The 18,109-nt window shown below is 71.6% G+C and carries 13 protein-coding genes; 2 read left to right on the top strand and 11 right to left on the bottom strand.

The window, feature by feature from the left end:
* Window positions 1–16: 16 nt before the first annotated feature.
* From JJQ90_RS27550 to JJQ90_RS23760, 5 genes are read right to left on the bottom strand one after another with little or no spacing between them, the layout of a single operon-like run.
* Window positions 17–1,414, bottom strand: coding sequence for a response regulator (locus JJQ90_RS27550; protein WP_216878772.1), 1,398 nt, complete (start codon window positions 1,412–1,414; stop codon window positions 17–19).
* On the bottom strand, window positions 1,411–2,442 hold the full coding sequence (locus JJQ90_RS23775; protein ID WP_216878771.1) for a chemotaxis protein CheB: 1,032 nt from the start codon (window positions 2,440–2,442) through the stop codon (window positions 1,411–1,413). The genes JJQ90_RS27550 and JJQ90_RS23775 overlap by 4 nt, the downstream gene beginning before the upstream one ends.
* A gap of 19 nt (window positions 2,443–2,461) precedes the next feature.
* Window positions 2,462–3,619 carry a chemotaxis protein CheW gene (locus tag JJQ90_RS23770; RefSeq protein ID WP_216878770.1) on the bottom strand — a complete coding sequence of 386 codons (1,158 nt, stop codon included), beginning with the start codon at window positions 3,617–3,619 and terminating at the stop codon, window positions 2,462–2,464.
* The gene (locus tag JJQ90_RS23765; RefSeq protein WP_216878769.1) at window positions 3,612–4,403 is read right to left on the bottom strand and encodes a CheR family methyltransferase; all 792 of its coding nucleotides are present in this window, start codon (window positions 4,401–4,403) and stop codon (window positions 3,612–3,614) included. The genes JJQ90_RS23770 and JJQ90_RS23765 overlap by 8 nt, the downstream gene beginning before the upstream one ends.
* 14 nt (window positions 4,404–4,417) lie before the next feature.
* A complete protein-coding gene (locus JJQ90_RS23760) occupies window positions 4,418–4,822 on the bottom strand; it encodes an ATP-binding protein (RefSeq protein ID WP_216878768.1) in 405 nt (134 codons plus the stop codon).
* Window positions 4,823–5,074: 252 nt separating this feature from the next.
* Between JJQ90_RS23760 and JJQ90_RS23755 the strand changes: the two genes are divergently transcribed.
* Window positions 5,075–6,652 (top strand): Na/Pi symporter, encoded by a 1,578-nt coding sequence (locus JJQ90_RS23755; RefSeq protein ID WP_216878767.1) that lies wholly within the window; start codon window positions 5,075–5,077, stop codon window positions 6,650–6,652.
* A gap of 206 nt (window positions 6,653–6,858) precedes the next feature.
* Complete coding sequence (locus JJQ90_RS23750; RefSeq protein WP_216878766.1) at window positions 6,859–8,610, top strand: solute carrier family 23 protein; 1,752 nt, start codon at window positions 6,859–6,861, stop codon at window positions 8,608–8,610.
* 9 nt (window positions 8,611–8,619) lie between these two features.
* Here the strand turns inward: JJQ90_RS23750 and JJQ90_RS23745 are convergent, their stop codons facing one another.
* From JJQ90_RS23745 to JJQ90_RS23720, 6 genes are read right to left on the bottom strand one after another with little or no spacing between them, the layout of a single operon-like run.
* Window positions 8,620–10,953: a xanthine dehydrogenase family protein molybdopterin-binding subunit gene (locus JJQ90_RS23745; protein WP_216878765.1), complete on the bottom strand. Its 2,334-nt coding sequence runs from the start codon at window positions 10,951–10,953 to the stop codon at window positions 8,620–8,622.
* 21 nt (window positions 10,954–10,974) lie between these two features.
* Window positions 10,975–12,366, bottom strand: a complete 1,392-nt coding sequence (locus JJQ90_RS23740; RefSeq protein ID WP_216878764.1) for an FAD-dependent oxidoreductase — start codon at window positions 12,364–12,366, stop codon at window positions 10,975–10,977.
* A complete protein-coding gene (locus tag JJQ90_RS23735) occupies window positions 12,363–12,953 on the bottom strand; it encodes a cysteine hydrolase (RefSeq protein ID WP_329959508.1) in 591 nt (196 codons plus the stop codon). The genes JJQ90_RS23740 and JJQ90_RS23735 overlap by 4 nt, the downstream gene beginning before the upstream one ends.
* A gap of 4 nt (window positions 12,954–12,957) precedes the next feature.
* Window positions 12,958–15,036 carry a hydantoinase/oxoprolinase family protein gene (locus tag JJQ90_RS23730; RefSeq protein ID WP_216878762.1) on the bottom strand — a complete coding sequence of 693 codons (2,079 nt, stop codon included), beginning with the start codon at window positions 15,034–15,036 and terminating at the stop codon, window positions 12,958–12,960.
* Window positions 15,033–16,709 (bottom strand): hydantoinase B/oxoprolinase family protein, encoded by a 1,677-nt coding sequence (locus tag JJQ90_RS23725; RefSeq protein ID WP_216878761.1) that lies wholly within the window; start codon window positions 16,707–16,709, stop codon window positions 15,033–15,035. Before JJQ90_RS23725 ends, JJQ90_RS23730 begins: the two co-directional genes overlap by 4 nt.
* Window positions 16,706–18,097: an MmgE/PrpD family protein gene (locus JJQ90_RS23720; RefSeq protein WP_216878760.1), complete on the bottom strand. Its 1,392-nt coding sequence runs from the start codon at window positions 18,095–18,097 to the stop codon at window positions 16,706–16,708. The genes JJQ90_RS23725 and JJQ90_RS23720 overlap by 4 nt, the downstream gene beginning before the upstream one ends.
* Between the last annotated feature and the right edge of the window lie 12 nt (window positions 18,098–18,109).

Below are 18,109 nucleotides of genomic sequence, written 5' to 3'. Positions count from 1 at the left end.
GTCCCCGCGGGTTCGATCACCTCGGCGCCTCCACCGGCAGGCCGGCAGCCCGCCGCGCGGTGCGCAGCAGCTCCACCCCCTGGCGTTCCCGCAGATCGGGGCTGAGCGCGCCGGAAGGCTTCCCCACGATGCCCGAAACACCGAGCCGCCGCGCCTCCACCGCCGTGGCGCTGCCCGGCCGCGCGGCGGAGGAGACGATGACGATGGCGCCGCCGCCTTCCAGCGCCCAGCGCCGCAGCACGCCGAGGCCGTCCAGCTCCGGCATCTCGATATCCAGCATGGTCAGGTCGGGCGTCAGGCGCTGCAGGGCGAGCAGCGCCTGGATGCCGTCCGCGGCCTCCCCCACCACCTCGAAATCCGGATCCAGCGCCAGCGTCTCCCGCACCAGCCGGCGCATCATGGCGCTGTCATCCACCACCAGAACACGACGGCGCGGCGCGGTCGGGGGCGCCGCCTCGGTCGGCAGATCATGGCCGGCGGCGGCGATGGCCTCCGCCTGCCGCGCCAAAGCGGCGGCCAGGGGCGGCAGGGCAGCGGCGTCAAAGGGCTCGGCCGGCATGCCTTCCAGCATCACGCGCAGCGAATCGAGACCCAGCGCCCCCGCCATGCCGCGCAGCGCCTCCGCCGCGCGGGCGGCGGCGGCGGGGTCGGTGGCTGAAGCGAGGCGGGTGCAGGCGGCGGCGAATTCCGGCGCGAAGGCGGCCAGCAGTTCGGGGTCCAGCGCCGCGGTCGTCGCCTCCTCCTCCGGCAGGTCGAGATCGGCCCCGGCGGCGACGATGCGCGCGGCCTGCGCCGCCAGCGAATCCGCCAGCGCGGCGAGGCCCTTGGCATCGAAGGGCTCCAGCAGCCCCGCGGCGCGGTCCAGCAGCGCCAGCAGCGAGCCCAGCCCGACCGCGCCCGCCATGGCGCGAAGCCCGTCCAGCGCGCGCCCGGCCTCCGCCGCATCCCCGGCGACGGCCAGCCGGGCGCAGCCGGCGGCGAATTCCGGGGCCAGCGCCTCCAGCATCTCCCGGTCCAGGAAGGCGGCGGCAGGTTCGGCGGCGGGTTCGGCGACGGGCACGGGCGCGGCCTCCGCCAATGGCACGTCGCGCCCCGCCTGGCCGACGGCGCGGGCCTGGGCCGCCAGGGCCTCCGCCCCCGCATGCAGGGCGGGCCAGTCCAGCGGGTCCAGCGCCAGGGTCGTACGGTCGACCAGTGCCGCCAGCGACGGCGCGCCGAGGGCGGCGGCCATGGCGCGAAGCTGGTCCAGCGCGCGGCCGGCGGCGGCGGCATCCCGCACCATGGCGAGGCGCACCGCCTCCGCCTCGAATTCCGGCACGAAGGCGTCCAGCAGATCCCGGTCCAGGGTGCCATTGCCTGCCGGCCGATTCAGGGCTTCGCGCCCTGCGGCGCTGCGCCCATCGGACGGGCTCACGCCACCACCTCCCGCACCAGCGACGCCACGCGGCGGCCGAGGCCGGCGGGGTCGGCGGTCTCGATGGCGAGGCCGGCCTCGATCACCGCGCCGGGCATGCCGCCGACGACGCAACTCGCCACCGTCTGGGCCAGCACCGGCATTCCCCTGTCCTGCATCGTCCGCGCCCCCAGCAGCCCGTCCCGCCCCATCCCGGTCAGCACCACGCCCAGGGCGCGCCGCGCCACCAGCGCCGCCGACTGGAACAGCAGGTCGACCGAAGGATGCACCGCCGCGGCCCCCACCGCGAGCCGCAAGATCAGCTCCGTGCCCGCCCCGCGCGCCAGATGCCCATCGGTGCCGCCGGGGATGACGGTGACCTCCCCCGACATCAGCTTCTGCCCCGTCTTGCCGACCCCCACCGGCACGCCGGACAGCCGCGCCAGATGCTTGGCCAGGTCCGGCGCCAGATCGGCCGGCATGTGCTGCGCCACCACGCAGGGCACGGCAAGACGCCCGGCGGCGGCGAGGAAGGCGGCCAGCGCATCCGGCCCGCCGGTGGAGGCGCCGAGCACCACCACGTCGCAACCCCCCGCCGCCTTCACCACCCGCACCGGGGCCGCGCCCCGCGCCGCCGGCCGCACCTTGGCCCGCTGCCCCGCCCAGTGCCGCAGCCGGCCGCGCAATTCGCGGTCGAGCATGGACAGATCGACCCCGCCCAGGTCGCCATCCTTGCAGAGGTAGTCCACCGCCCCGCGATCCAGCGCCGAGAGCGCCGTGGCCGAGCCGTCCCGCGTATGGTGGCTTACCATCAGCACGGCCGGCGGATCGGGCAGCGCCATGATCCGCCGCGTCGCCTCCAGCCCGTCCAGCTTCGGCATCTCCACATCCATGGCGATGACATCGGGGCGCAGCTTGGCGGCCTGTTCGATCGCGGCCTCGCCATCCGCGGCCTCGCCGACCACGCGCAGATCGCCCTCCGCCTCGATGATCCGGCGCAGCGCCATGCGCATGAAGCCGCTGTCGTCCACGACGAGAACGCGGATCACCGGCGTCTGCCCATCTGCTTCACCGCCATGCCCCCAACACGGCTGCGCGGCAGACCGGCAGCGGCGCATCGCCCAGCGCCACCACGGCGGAGACCATCCCCTCCCCGGCCACGGCCGAGATCAGCCGTTCCGGGATGCGGCGCAGCCCGGTGACCTGGCTGACGGCCAGCGCCACGGGCGTGACGCCGGGCAGCCGCAGCATCGGCGCCTCCGCCAATGGCGAGTCCAGCACGAACCGCGCCCCGAGGCGTTCCCCCGCATCCAGCACCGGCAGCACATCGCCCCGATGCGCCGCGATGCCGCGAAAGCCGGGCAAGGCGCGGTCGCCCAGGCTGTGCGGCGCCTGGGTCAGGGCCATGGGCGGGATCACCGCCAGCACCTCCTCCACCGGCAAAGCGAAGGCCTGGCCACCGGCGGCGCAGAGCAGCAGGGCGCGGCTGGGCTCCGGCGGCGGCGGCAGGGCGGCCTCGGCCAGGGGTGCGGCGACCAGCGCCTCCGCCACCGCATCGAGGCGCTGGACCAGCGTCGCCTCCCCGGCCCGGGCCGGACCGACCCGGCCGCAGGGCAGGCCGAGGCGGCGACCGCCATGGCGGAACAGCAGCAGCAGGGTCGGTGGGATGGCCGGAGCCTCGGCCTGCATCAGCCAGGCCGGATCGAGCACCAAAGCCGGCGCCCCGGCCGCCACCGTATAGCCGAGCGCGGCGGGGCCCGCGGCGGGCGCCGGGCGCAGCTCGGTCATCGGCACCACGCGTTCCAGCGCCGCGAAGGGCAGCACCATCCGCAAGGCGCCGAATTCGGCGGCCAGCGCCACCTGCCGCTGCGCCCCACCGCGCATCGGCACGGACCAGCCACCTGGGCCGGCCGGCAGCGGTGCCGGCGCGCGGCGGGCCGTGGGGCGGGGCGGCAGCAGCGGCGGCGCGCCTCCCTCCGGCAGGCCGCAGATCGCCTCCCCGGCCACCACCACCCGGCCGCCGGGCCGGTCCAGCAGCACCCAGGCCGGGCCACCGCCGAGCCCCGGCGCGGCTTCCAGCACCGGCAGCACCTGGCCGGCGATGGCGGCAAGGCCCAACAGCCCCGAACTGGCCAGGGGCGCCGGGCGCAGCAGGCCCGCCGGCACCTCCAGGGCGCCGGGCGGCAGGGCGAAGATCTGGCCACCGGCCCGCAGCGCCTCAGCCATCCGCATCCACCCGCCGCCAGATGCCGATGATGTCGCGATGCCAGGGGGCGAGGCCAAGGCCGGGTGGCGGCCGGTCGGTCGGGCCGAGCAGCAGCGCCCCGCCCGGCCGCAGCGCCGCGACCAGTTGGCGCAGCACCGCGACGCGGCCTTCCTCCGTCATGTAGATCAGCACGTTGCGGCACAGGATCGCATCGGCCGCCGCCGCAGGCAGGTCGGGGGCGAGCAGATTGGCGCGGCGGAAATGCACCCGGGGCCGCAGCGCCGCCACCGGTTCGAACCAGCCATCGGCGATATCGAGCCAGGCGCGATCGGCCTCCGGCACCTCCCGCAAGGCATCGGGCGGGCCGAGGTGGTAGCGCGCGGCCACCGCCGCCTCCAGCGCCGGGCGACACAGGTCGAGGCCCTCCACCTGCCAGTCCCGCCCGGCGCCGGCGGCCAGGATGGCCAGCGTCCAGGCCTCCTCCCCCGTCGCGCAGCCGGCCGAGACCAGCGAGAGCGGGCCATCGCCCAGGGTTGGCAGGAGGGTTGGCAGGACAAGTTCCCGGAAGGTCGCGATCTGCGCCGCGGCGCGGAACATCCGCGTCTCCTGCACCGTCACCGCATCCAGCAATGCCGCCCAGTCCGGATGGTCGATGCTGGCGCGGTCCAGCGGCAGGCGCGGCAGCAGCGGGGCGGCGCGCAGCAGCCGGTTGCGCAGCACATCGGATTCCGCGAAGCCGGCCAGGGCGGCAAGGCCCTGCTGCACCGCGCCCAGCGCGGGGGCGGCCAGGGCCGTCTGCGGCATGGCGGGCCTGCCGCTCAGCCGGCCGCGTCCAGCACGGCGACCAGCCGGTTGCGGCCATCCTCCCGGCTGTAGCGCAGGTCGCGGGTCATCTTCTGGACGAAATGCACGCCGAGGCCGCCGATGTCGCGATCCTCCAGCTCCGCCTCCGTATCCGGCGTGGCATGGGCCAGGGGGTCGAAGGCGCGGCCGTCATCCTCGATGGTGGCGACCAGGTCGTCGCCCTCCTGACTGACCGTCACGGCGACGAAGGTGGCGGCGCCGGGACCGGTGCTGCCGTGCATCACAACATTGGCGGCCAGTTCCTCCACCACCACCGAGAGGCGATGCGCGGCCTTGGGCGAGAGCTCCGCCGCCTCGGCAAAGCCTTCCAGCGCGTCGAGCAGGCGGGATACCGCATCGGTCTCGGGGGGGATGGTCAAGGCAAGTGCTGGCGGCACGTCCGTGCTCTCTCTCGGCCGTTTCCGCGACGCTAGCGCAGTTTCCGGCGCGGCGGAACGGGCCGATCCGGGCCGCCGGCCAGAAGCGTTTGAATCTTCAACAAGAAATCGCCAGACGCGGGGTGGCGCGGGCCGGGGGGGCATGGACCAGGCCGTGCGCCTGGGGCATTCTCCAATATCTGTAGGATTTTCCGTTATTTATGACGATTTCATGACGCGATTTCTGATCTGGTGATGGAACTGCTCGGCGCGCTGCTGGGCGGCATCGGGCTGTTCCTGGTGGGCATCAAGGGGCTGGGGACGCATCTGCAATCCCTGGCCGGGCGGCGCATGCGGGCGGTGGCCGCGCAGGCCACGCGCGGCCCGCTCGCCAGCGCCGCCACCGGGCTGGTGCTCGGCGGCCTGACCCAGAGCAGCAATGCGGTGACCTTCATCCTGACAGCCCTGGTGCAGTCGGGCGTGCTGTCGCTGCGCCAGTCCCTGCCGCTGGCTGCCTTCGCCAATCCCGGCACGGCCGGGCTGGTGCTGCTGGCGACCGTCGATATCCACCTCGCGGTGCTCTGGGTGATCGGGCTGGTCGGGCTGATGGGCGCGCTGAACCTCGACCGCGATGGCCGGCTGAGGCCGGTGCTCGGCGCGCTGTTCGGCCTGGCGCTGATGTTCCTCGGCCTCGACCTGGTGAAGGAGGGTGCGGCAACGCTGCGGGAGCTGCGGGACCTGACCGCCTTCGGCGGTGTCGCCGGCCTCGCCTTGCCCTTCCTGGCCGGCGCGGCGGTCACCCTGCTGGCGCAGTCCTCCTCCACCGTCAGCATCCTGGCGATGACGCTGCACGCAGCCGGGGTGATCGGCTTCGAACAGGCGGCGCTGGCGGTCTGTGGGGCCTCGCTGGGTTCGGGCGGGGCGGTGCTGCTGCTGGCGGCCGGGCTGCGCGGCGCGGCGCGGCGGCTGGCGATGTTCCAGTCCCTGCTGAAGGCCGCCGGCGCGCTGCTGTTCCTGGCCCTGCTGCTGTTCGAACATCTCAGCGGCTGGCCCTTGCTGCTGGCCGGGCTGGCCGTGGCGGTGCCGGAGGCGTCCAGCCGCATCGGCGTGCTGTTCCTGCTGCTGCAACTGGCCTCCGCGCTGATCGGCCTCGCAGCGCCGGGGCGGACCCTGGCGCTGCTGGCCCGGCTCTGCCCGGACAGCCCGGAAGAGCAGGCCGCCCGTCCGCGCTACCTCTATGACCGCGCCCTGGACCATCCGCCGACCGCGCTCGACCTCGCGGCACGGGAACAGCTTCGGCTGGCGCGGCGCCTGCAGGGCCTGATCGACCCGCTGCGGGCGGAGCCGGAGCGCCCGGCCGGCGAGGCCGCCCGGAACCTGGCGGCCGGCGCGGCCCTGGAGCACGCCATCGCGATGTTCCTGGCGGAGGCGATCGCCCGTGCTGGCGACCGGCAGGTGCTGGGCCGCGCGGTGACACTGGAGGCGGCCAATGCCGGCCTGGCCGCGCTGCGCGAGACGCTGGGCGAATTCACCGCCACCGCCGCAAGCGGCGGGCCCGCGCTGCGGGAGATTGCACAGCGCATGGCGGAGGCGCTGCACCTGCTGCTCGGGCAATTGGCGGAGCTGGCCGGGGACGGCGACGCGGAGGATGCGGTGCTGCTGCGCCGGATGGCCGACGACCGGGGCGCCATGATGGACGGCCTGCGCCGCCGCCTGGTTCGGGACGAAGCGGAATGGTCGCCTGCCGCGCGCGCCGCGCTGTTCGCCGCCACGGCGCAGTTCGAACGCGCGGTGTGGTTGGTGCGTCGGCAGGCGCTGCTTCTGACAGAATGAGGGCCGCGGAGCGGGTCCTAAACTGCCAGAATCTGAGCCGCGCCAAGATGTCGTGCCGCGAACAGGTCGTTGCGCCAGCCCCGACCCGTGTTAGCATTGATGATAACATATTCAGGCCTCTTCAGTAACCTGCGTCGTTACATCGCGCCATGCGCGGTTCATCCTGCCCGCGATTCGACGGGTCGCCTTGGCCATTGCTGGAAGGAATGCGCCGCATTCGCCTTGAGCCAAGCCTGCCAGGGCGCCTGCTCCACCGGCTCCTCGCCCCTCGCCAGGACCGCCCGACAACCCGGCCACCGCAACTTGAACACGAGCTGGACGGAAGGCCCGGCGCGGGCCAGACGCTGGCGCTGGCGGCGCAGCAGGTCGCGATCCAGTCGATCTACCTGATCCTGCCGGGGCTGGTCGGCGCGCAGTTCGGGCTGCTGGAGCTCGACCTGCTGAACTTCCTGGCGCTGTCGGTGGCGGCGCTCGGCATTTCCGGCCTGATCCAGACGCTGCCGCGCGGGCCGCTCGGCTCCGGCTATCCCGTCGCCTCCATCCCGGCGCCGATCTTCGTCGCGGTCTATCTGGCGGCGGCGCCGGGGGCCGATCTGGCGACCGTCAGCGCCGCGGCGGTGGTCGCCGGACTGCTCGGCATGGTGCTGACGGCCACGCTGCGCCGGATGCAGAAGGTGGTGCCGACGGAGGTCGCCGGCGTGGTGGTCTGCCTGATCGGCGTCAGCCTGCTGCCCCGCGCCTTCGCTTCCACAACGGCGCCGGATGCGCCCATCCTGTACCCCATCATCGCCTTCGGCACGCTGGCGGTGATGATGGCCGTGGTGCTGAAGGGCGGCGCCCTCGGTCGCTATGCGGTGATGATCGGCGCGGCGCTGGGCATCCTGGCGGCGCAGGTGCTGGATGCGGGGCTCGGCGATGCCAGCCTGCTGGCACAGGCGCCCTGGCTGGCGCTGCCGCGCCCCATGCCGCCGGCACCGGGCGGGCTGGACCTGGCCATGCTGCCGCCCTTCCTGGTCGCCATGCTGGCGGCGCTGGCATCCTCCACCGGTGATCTGGTGGCGATCCAGCGCGCCGCGGATGGCGGCTGGCTGCGGCCGGATGCGCCGCCGATCCGGCGCGGGCTGATGGCCAGCAGCTTCGGCGTGGTGCTGTCCGGGCTGATGGGCGCGGCGCCCACTGGCACATCCTCGGCCTGCGTCGGTCTGACCATCGCCACGCGGGTGCTGGCGCGGCGCGTGACGATCTGCGCCGCGCTCGCGCTGCTGGCGCTGGCCTGCTGCCCGAAGCTGCTGGCGCTGCTGCTGCTGGTGCCGGAACCGGTGGCGGCGGCGATGCTGCTGTATGTGTGCTGTTTCATGATCGCCAGCGGCTGCCAGTTGATGGCGGCCCGCATGCTGGATGCGCGGCGCACCTTCACCGTGGGGCTCGGCATCGCCATCGGCCTTGGCACGCTGCTGCATGTGCCGATCTTCGAACAGGTGCTGCCGCCGCTGCTGCGATCGCCCGTCACTGCCGGGGCGCTGGCGGCGATCCTGCTGAACCTGCTGACCGCGCCCCTGGTGGTGCAGCGCGCCAGCTTCACCATCACGCCGGGTCCCGGCATGACCCAGGGGCTGCTCGACCGGATCGAGGCGCTGGGCGGCGCCTGGGGCGCGCAGCGGCAGACCATGACGCAGGTCGGCCACGCCCTGCTGGAACTGGCGGAGCTGCTGGTGGAGCGCGGCGTCGCCACCATCACCGTGCAGGCCCACTACGCCACGGACCATGTGCTGCTGACCGCAACCTGGCCCGGGGAGCCACTGCCAAAGCCCGCGGCGCGGCCGGATATCGGCGACCTGGACGGCCCGGCCGCGGCGCAGGAGGCTTTTGCCCTGTGGCTGGCCACCCGGCAGGCGGAGCGGGTGGACCAGCGGGCGATCCCGGGTGGCGCGGAGCTGCGCCTGTCCTTTGCCGACTGAGAAAGGCCCTCAGCGACCCAACGCGCGCCAGACCCGTTCGGGCGTCAGCGGCATGTCGATATGGTCCAGCCCCAGCGCGTCGCAGGCGGCCGAGACGATGGCCGGCGGCGCGCCGCAGGCACCACCCTCCCCGGCGCCCTTCACGCCCAGCTCGTTGATCGGCGTCGGCACGATGTTGAAGCCGATGGCGAGGTCCGGCAGGTCCCCTGCCCGCGGCATCGCATAATCCTGGAAGGTCGCGGTCAGGAACTGGCCGGACTCGCTGTCATAGACGGCGTGTTCCAGCACCGCCTGACCGAGGCCCTGGGCGATGCCGCCATGCGACTGGCCATGCACCAGCATCGGATTGATGACATTGCCCACATCGTCCACCGCCGCGTAGCGGTCCACGGTCAGCACGCCGGTTTCCGTGTCGATCTCCACTTCCGCCACATGGCAGCCGTTGGGGAAATTGCATTCGGTGCTGCGCTTGTAGAGCACCTGCTCATCCAGCCCCGGCGCCTCGCCCTCCGGCAGCTTCGCCGGATCGGCGGCGGCGGCGGCCACCTGGGTCCAGGTGACCGACAGGTCGGTGCCGGCGACGACGAAGCGGTTGCCCTGCAACTCGATATCCGCACTGCCCACTTCCAGCAGATGCGCCGCGATGCGCTTCGCCTTGGCCAGCACGGCTTCCGAGGCGCGCGACGTCGCGACGCCACCCATCTGGGAGGAACGCGAACCGCCGGTGCCAAAACCCTGCTCCACCGTGTCGGTGTCGCCCTGCACCAGCTCGACATCCTCGAAGGGAATGCCGAGGCGGGCATGGACGATCTGGGCGAAGGCCGTCTCATGCCCCTGGCCGTGGCTGAAGGTGCCGACATGCAGCCGCGCCTTGCCTTCCGGCGTCATATGCAGCCGCGCCCATTCCTGCGGCTGGCCGCCGGAGGCCTCGATGAAATAGCCGATGCCGCGGCCGCGCTTCTTGCCACGCGCCTCGGATGCGGCGCGGCGGACTTCGAAGCCGTCCCAATCGGCGAGGTCGAGCGCCATCTGCTGGGTGCCGGCGAAATCGCCGCTGTCCAGGTCGTTGCCCACGCAGTTGGTGTAGGGCATCTGGTCCTGGCGGATGTAGTTCCGGCGGCGGATTTCGTCCTTGCCGATGCCGAAAAGCCCGGCGCCGACATCCAGCAGGCGTTCGACGGTATAGGCGATTTCCGGCCGGCCGGCGCCGCGATAGGCATCCGTCGAATGGGTGTTGGTGAAGACGCAGCGGACGTTCAGGTTCACCGCCTGGAGGTCATAGACCGTGCCGGCAATGCGCGCGCCGGCGACGGTCGGAATGCGCGGCCCCATGTCGAACAGATAGGCGCCCATGGCCGCGACGGTGTCCGTGCGCATGCCGAGCGCCTTGCCATGCGCGTCGAAGGCCATCTCCGCCTTGGTCACATGGTCACGGCCATGCGGGTCCGACAGGAAGGTTTCGGTGCGGTCCGCGCGCCACTTCACCGGGCGGCCCAGCTTCTTCGCCGCCCAGAGCACCATGGCGGATTCCGGAAAATTCTTGCCGCGCAGGCCGAAGCCGCCGCCGACATCCAGCGAGACGACGCGCAGCTTCTCCATCGGGATCTTGAAGATGAATTTGGCGAGGGATTCCCGCACCTTCATCACGCCCTGGCTGGGGCTGTGCAGCTCGTAGCGGTCGCGCTCCGTGTTGAAGGCGCCGACGGCGACGCGGGGTTCCATGGGGTTGCCGACCAGGCGGTTCTGCACCAGCTCGACCTTGGCGATCTTGGCCGCCTTGGCGAAGGCGGCATCCGTTTCGGCAGCGCGGCCGTTGGACCAGGTGACGCAGAGGTTGCTGCCGTGATCCGGCCAGATCACCGGCGCATCAGCGTCCAGCGCCCGGGCCGTATCGGTGACGGAGGGCAGCATCTCATAGTCGATCTCGACCAGCTCCAGCGCATCCATCGCCTGCAGGCGGGTCTCGGCGACGATGGCGACGACGGGATCACCGACGAAGCGCACCGCCTCCGTCTGCAGAATGGCGCGCGGGGGGGCGTAGAGGGGCTCCGTGCCAGCCAGCGCCGGCACATCCACCATCACCGGGAACAGGCCGATGCCGTCCGCCGCCGCATCATGGCCGGTCAGCACCAGCAGCACGCCGGGCGCGGCCTGGGCCGCCGTGGTGTCGAGGGACAGGATGCGGGCATGGGCGTGCGGGGAGCGCAGGATGGCGAGATGCGCCTGGCCGGGCAGGTTGACGTCGTCGGTATAGGTGCCGCGGCCGGTCAGCAGGCGGACATCCTCCTTCCGCCGCACCGGCTGGCCGATGCCGAACTGTTCGCCCAGGCCCTGGTTGCTCATGCCATCCATTCTTGTCTTCCCCTATCCCTGCTTCACCAGCGCGGCCGCTGCCTCCCCGGCGATGCGGCCGAGGGTGACCGCGCTGAGCAGGCCATTGCCCGAAAGATAGCCCGAAGCCTCCGGCCCGGATACGCCGCAGGCCGCGCCGCCGGCGGCGAAGAGATTTGGGACGATCCCGCCCCCCGCAAGTTTTACGCGCGCCTGGTCATCCACAACGAGGCCGCCCTGGCTGTGGAACAGCGCCCCGGTGACGCGCACGGCGCAATAGGGCGGCGCGAGTTGGGCGACACCTTGCCAGTTGCGTCCAAAACCATCCGTGGCGCCGGCGGCCTTCAGCGCGGCGACGGTCGCCATCTCCGATTCCAGCGGTAGCTTCGTCATCCGGGCGAGTTCGGCGATGCTGTCGGCGACCAGCACCGCACCCTGCGCCTCGGCCTGCCGAAAATCCTCGAACTGGCGGGTGATGGCGGCGATGCGTTGGTCAAAAATATCCCAGGCGATGGCGCCGGGCTGGCGCATCACGGCGACGCCGGCTTCCGAATAGCCGCTGGATTCACTCCAGAAGCGCGCGCCGGAGGCATTCACCTGGAAGCCGCCCTCCATGATGACGGCCCAGGAGACCAGGATGCCCTGCGGATGCGCGACGGAGCCATGGCCCTGATGGCCGGTCATGTCGCGCAGCTCCGCGCCCAGCGCCTCGCCCCAGGCCAGGGCCTCGCCCTCATTGCCCGGATGGCCGAAATAGACGGCCTCCACCAGATCGGGGATGTAGCGCGCGACCAGGGCCTTGTTGCCGGCATAGCCGCAGCAGGCCAGCACGATGGCCTTCGCGCCGATGCGTTCCACGCTGCCATCCGGCCGTTCCGCGATCAGGCCGCGCGGGGTGCAGTGCTGGTCGAGGATCAGGGTGGTGACGCGGGCCTCCGTCAACAGCGGCACCTCCGCCGCCTCCGCCGCATTGCGCAGCCGGTCCACCAGCTCCGCGCCGCTGCGGCTGGGCAGGCCGTGCATGCGGCGGTGGCTATGGCCGGGATAGTCGAAATCATGGACGACGCTGAAATCCAGGCCATGAGCATCGGCCAGCCATTCCAGCGTCGGCGCCGCCTCGCGCGCCACGGTGGCGACCGTGCCGGGCTCGGCGTGGTCGTGGGCCTTGCGCTGGATGTCGGCGGCGAAGGTCGCGGCGTCATCCGCAATGCCATGCGCGCGCTGGAAGCGCGTGCCGGCGGCGGGGATCAGGCCGGCGGAGAGGGAGGTGCTGCCGCGCGGCACCGGGTCCCGCTCCAGCAGCAGTGGCTCCACCCCCGCGCCGCGGCAGGCGAGTGCCGCGACCAGGCCGGCGGCGCCGGCGCCGATGATGGCGACGGGCACTTCGGCATCGAAGACCGGGTCCTGTTCGCGGCGGATGCTCATTGCAGCTTTGCCAGTTCGGCGGCGACGGTGCTGATCTTCGCGACGGGGCGCAGGGCGGCGATGGCCGTTTCATGGACCTCGCGGCTGAAGGCGGCGCAGGCATCCTCCAGCACCGTCACGTCGAACTCCCGCACATGCGCGCCGCGCACGGTGGACGCCACACCGCCATTGGTGACGATGCCCGAGACCAGCAGCTTTCGTACGCCCGCCTTGCGTAAAATCCATTCGAGACGGGTCTGGTAGAAGGCATCGTAGCCAACCTTCTCCACCGGCAGGTCGGACGGCGCGAGCTCATCGACCACCGCATGGCCCCAGCTTCCCTGCACGAAGTCGCCCTTCTTCAGGAAGGGCCGCAGGTGACGCAGATGCGGGTCGATGAAGGGTTCGCCGCCCTTGCCGGTGAACAGGGTGAAGTGGGTGGAGGCGATCCAGCCCCCCTTGGCCCGCACCGCATCCGCCAGTGGCTTCAGCCGGGCCGGGATGGCGGCAATCTCCGCCGCCCCCTGCCCTGCCCGGCCATAGGCGCCATCGGGATGGATGAAATCGTTCTGCAGGTCACAGAGCAGCAGCGCGGTATCGGTCAGCACGGCGTCACTCCCGCTCGATGATGAGGTTGCCATAGGCATCGACGCGGGCGACCAGATCGGGGTCCACCACCACCGTGGCATCGCCCTGTTCCAGGATCGCCGGCCCATGCACCCGAGCCCCCTCCGGCAGGTCCAGCCGCGACCACACATTGGCCGTGTGCCAGGCACCGTCGAACCACACCTGACGGACGCCGCGCGCGGCACCCTCCACCGTGGCATCCTTGGGCGGGGCCAGGGCCTTCAGGTCGAAGTCGGGACGCACGCCGATGGCCGCCGTGCGCAGCGAGACGATGCGGATCGGCAGGCCGGGCAGCAGCCGGCTGAAGGCGGTCTGATAGGCGGCCTCGAAGGCCATGCGGATGATGGCCTCCGACACGCCGGTGGTGCCGTTGATGACATGCACCGGCACCGGCACGCCCACCGTATGGGTCTGGCCGGCGTAGTGCATGTCGAGCTCGAAGCGGATTTCGGTGCGCGTCACCGGCAGGCCGGCGCCATCCACCACGGCGCGGGCGGCGGCGGCTTCCTCCACCATGCGCGCATCCAGTGCGGCGGCGTCGATGCCATCCAGGTTCAGGTTCAGCGTGCGCACCTGGTCGTGCCGCACATCGGCGATGACGCAACCTATGGCGCTGGTCACGCCCGGGAAGCGCGGCACCAGCGCCGCCTGCAGCCCGACTTCCTTGATCAGCGCCCCCACATGCAGCGCGCCGCCACCGCCGAAGGGCAGCGCCACGAATTTCTGGGGGTCATGCCCACGCTCGATGGAGACCAGGCGGATCGCACCCGCCATCTTGGCATTGGCGACGCGGACGATGGCCTCCGCCGCCTGCATGGCATCGAGGCCGAGCGGGTTGCCGACATGCTCGGCAATGGCGGCTTTGGCGCCCTCCACATCCAGCCGCGCCAGTGCACCGCCGATGGGCTTGTCCGCATTGATGCGGCCGAGAACCACGTTGGCATCCGTCAGCGTCGGCCGGGTATTGCCCTGGCCATAGCAGACCGGCCCCGGCCGGCTGCCGGCCGATTCAGGACCCACCTGCAACAGCCCACCGCGATCGACATGGGCGATGGAGCCACCGCCGGCGCCGATGGTGGTGATCTCGATCATCGGGCTGCGGATCACCAGGCCGAAATCGATGGTGGCCTGCGCCGCCAGCTCCATGCGCCCCCGGCTGACCAGCGAAACGTCGAAGCTGGTGCCGCCCAGGTCGCAGGTGATGGCGTTCTCGAAGCCCGCCGCCTTGGCGATCGCCGCCGCCGCGATCACGCCCGCGGCCGGGCCGGACAGCGCCGTGCGCACCGGCACGCTGCGCGCCGTGGCGGTGGACATGATGCCGCCATTCGACTGCACGATGTGAAAGCGGCCGCCGAAGCCATCCTCGGCCAGCGCCGCTTCCAGCTTGCCGAGATAGCTGGCGACGCCGGGCTGGAGATAGGCGTTCAGCGCCGTGGTGGAGGCCCGCTCGAACTCCCGGATTTCCGGCAGGATCTCGGAGGAGACGGAGACATGCGCATTTGGCCAGACCGCCCGCACAGCCCGGGCCGCTTCGCGTTCATTCGCGGCATTGGCGTAGGAATTGATGAAGATGACGGCGCAGGCTTCCGCCCCGCGTGCCAGCAATTCCCGCGCGGCGGCCGCCACCTCCTCCGCATTCACGGGCGTGTGGATGCTGCCATCGGCCAGCACGCGCTCGGCGACTTCCAGGCGCATGTCGCGGTCGGTCACCGCGAAGAACTCGCCCCAGAGCCCCCAGGTATTGCGCCGGTCACGGCGGCGCATTTCCAGCACGTCCCGAAAACCGGCGGTGGTGATGACGCCGAGCTTCGCGCCCTTGCGTTCCAGCAGTGCATTGGTGCCGACCGTCGTGCCATGCACGATCGCCTCGAAGCCCGCGGGGCCGCCCAGCTTGCGCAGCCCGGCCATGAAGCCCACGGCCTCATCGCCCCGGTTCGACGGCACCTTGGCGGTGCGGAAGGTGCCGGCCGAGGGGTCGAACAGAAACAGGTCGGTGAAGGTGCCGCCGACATCGACACCAACAATGGGGCCGACAACGGCACCGCCCTTATGGTCCACGCTCATGCCTCGTATCCGTATTCGCGCTTGGCCACTTCGGGCGTGATGAAACCGAGGCGCAGGTCACGCGCCACGGCCTCCTTGTTGCGTTGCGCCGGGTCGCCCCAGCCGCCGCCACCGGGGCTTTCCAGCCGCAGCCGCTGGCCGCGCTGCAGCTTCACGCCGACGATCTTGCTGGCCATGGGCGGCGTCTGCCAGCCCTCGCCATCCTGCCAGGCGAAGCGGTTCAGCGCGCCCTCGCCACCGCCGGCCACGCCGAAGGGCGCGTAGCGGCCACGCTCGCCGAGCAGCGCCACCTCCGTGGTGCCGGGCGACAGCGCCTCGATCTCGTACACCGCTCCAACGCCGCCGCGATGCAGACCGGCGCCGCCGCTATCCGGCCGCAGCGCCCATTGGGTGAACATCACCGGATAGGCGGCTTCCATGATCTCGGCCGGCGGAATCGTCGCGGTGGAGATCGGATTGTTGGCGTGGTGCAGCCCATCCGATTCCGGATTGCCGCCGAGCCCGCCGCCGAAAAAGGAGAACATCACCCAGCGCGTGCCGTCCTGCTTCTGGCCGGACAGCGACAGCGCGTTGATGGTGCCGAAGGGCGCAGCGGTCGCGCGTTCCGGCACGGCCTTGCCCAGCGCACCAAAAATCACGCCGATCAGCCGCAGGATGGTTTCGGTGTAGCCCGCCACCGGTCGCGGCGGACCGACGGCCAGCAGCGAGCTTTCCGGGATGACGAAGTCGATCGGCCGCAGCACGCCCGCATTGGCCGGTACATCCGGGAAGGCGTGCTTCAGCGCGACGTAGCAGGCGGCGACACTGGTCGCGTAGCTGATATTGATCGGCCCCAGGCAGGCGCCCGAGGAGCGGGAGAAGTCGAGCGTCATCCGCCCGCCCTGCACCGTCATGTCCAGCGCGATGACCAGCCGCTCATCCACCACGCCGTCATTGTCGAGGTAATCCTCGAAGGCATAGTGCCCATCGGGCAGCGCCTCGACCTCCGCCTGCATCAGGGCCGCGGCGCGGTCGGCGAGCGCGCCGAAGGCGGCATCGACCACCGCATCGCCAGTGTCGTCCAGCAGTTCCAGCAGCCGCCGCTCGCCGAGATCCAGCGCATTGAGCTGGCCGTTCAGGTCGCCCCAGTTGGATTGCGGCACGCGCGAATTCGCCGCGAGGATGTCCAGGATGTCCTGCTGCATCACGCCCGCGCGCATCAGCTTCACCGGCGGAAAGCGCACGCCTTCCTGGTGGCTTTCCGTCGCGCGCGGATTGTAGTTGCCAGGCACATTGCCGCCGATGTCGAGCCAATGCCCGACGCTCGCCAGCCAGCAGAACAGTTTTCCGGACCGAAACACCGGCCGCACCAGCCGAAAGTCGTTGAGGTGGGTGCCGCCCTCATAGGGATCGTTGAAGATGAAGGTATCGCCCGGCTCCAGCCCCGCGCCAGCCTGCACGCGACGGATCACCGCCTGCACCGCGAAGGACATGGCGCCGACGAAAATCGGCAGGCCCTTGGTGCCCTGCACCAGGGTCGCGCCACTCTCCGCGTGATAAAGCCCGTGGCAGGCGTCGCGCGCCTCCGCGATGATGGGGTTGAAGGCGCTGCGATACAGCGTCGCATCCATCTCATCGGCGATCTGTTCCAGCCGGCCCTTCAGCACGGCCAGCGTAACGGCATCCAGACTCATGATTTCAACAGTTCCACCAATGCGGAGGCCTCGGTCTGCGGCCCCATTCCCATCACCGCGCCCTCGATCGCCGAGGCGCGGCCGCGCCCATAAACCGGATCGGCCAGTTCATGGAATTTCTCGCGCACCTCGGCCTCGGTGAAGGGGTCCTCGGTGTCGCCGCGATTCGTCGTGACCTCCGCCACATGCCGCGTGCCATCGCGCATCACCAGCGTGACGCGGGCGGGGCGCAGGCCCGGAAGCTGCGCCGTCATCGCCGCATCCTCATCCACCGTGACACGGGCAGCGAGCGCCAGGATCTCCGGATTTTCCCGCGCCGGTCCGCGGAAGGCGGGCACGGTGGCGGCGCCATGGACGATGAAGGTGGCCAGCGCGAAGGGAATGCTGAACTTGGCGGCCAGCATGTTCGGCGCCGCGGGGCTGTCGAGCTGCGCGGCCCAGACATAGGTCTCGACCGCGATGGAGGCGATCTGCGCGGTGTCCAGCCTGCCGGTGCTGGCGGTGATGCGCGCCAGCGCGTCCAGCGCGCCATGGGTGTAGCGGCAGGCGGCGTGGCGCTTGAAGTAGTTGCGCGCCACCTCCCATCGCGTGCCGAGGTCCAGCACCATCTCCTCCGGCCGGAAGTCGCTGGCGGAGACCTCGCCGAAGATGGTGGCGACGCCGTCACGCTCCCCCTCGAAGCCGGCGCGCACCAGGTCCCAGACCGTCAGGCCGAGCATGTTGGACACGCCCGCATAGGTGTTCCGCACCGTGCCGCCCTCCAGCATGTTCTTGCGGGAGGTGGCGAGGCCGAGCGAGGCGGCCATGTTGATGGTGCCGCGGAACTCTGCCGCACAGGCGCCATGCAACTTGGCCACAGCCACGGCCGCGCCAAGCGTGCCCCAGGTGCCGTGGGGATGCATCGCGACATTCAGCTTGCTGGCGATGCCGACGCGGCTGCCCATTTCGTAGCCCAGCGCGAGTGCCATCAGGAAGCTGGCGCCATCGCCGCGCGGCGCGGCCAGAAGCGCCGGCACCACATGGATGGCCGGATGGCCGCGCGCATATTGGTTGCCCTCATCCAGTTCCAGCATGGTGCCGGAGGTGCCGTTGAGGAAGGCCGCCGTGCCGGGCCGCGCGCCACCGCCGAAGCCGATCACAGGCGAATCACCGCCACCCTCGCGCCAGATCATGCGCGCGGCGAGCGACTGCACCTCCCCTTCCTGCGCACCCGCCGCGATGGCGCCGATGCAGTCGAGCAGCGCCAGACGCGTGCGCTGCGCCACCTCCGACGGCAGGTCGGCAAAGCGCGAACGCGCCGCGAAGGCGGACCATTCGCCCAGCCACTGGGGCGAAGGCGCGGCAAGAAGTGTGGAGGCGGGCTCCACCCCCGGCGTCACGATGGCCATGGCGTTTTTTCC

This window comes from Falsiroseomonas oleicola (assembly GCF_019029495.1).
Classification (GTDB): Bacteria; Pseudomonadota; Alphaproteobacteria; order Acetobacterales; family Acetobacteraceae; genus Falsiroseomonas; species Falsiroseomonas oleicola.
This window is presented reverse-complemented; position numbering and strand designations above follow the sequence as displayed.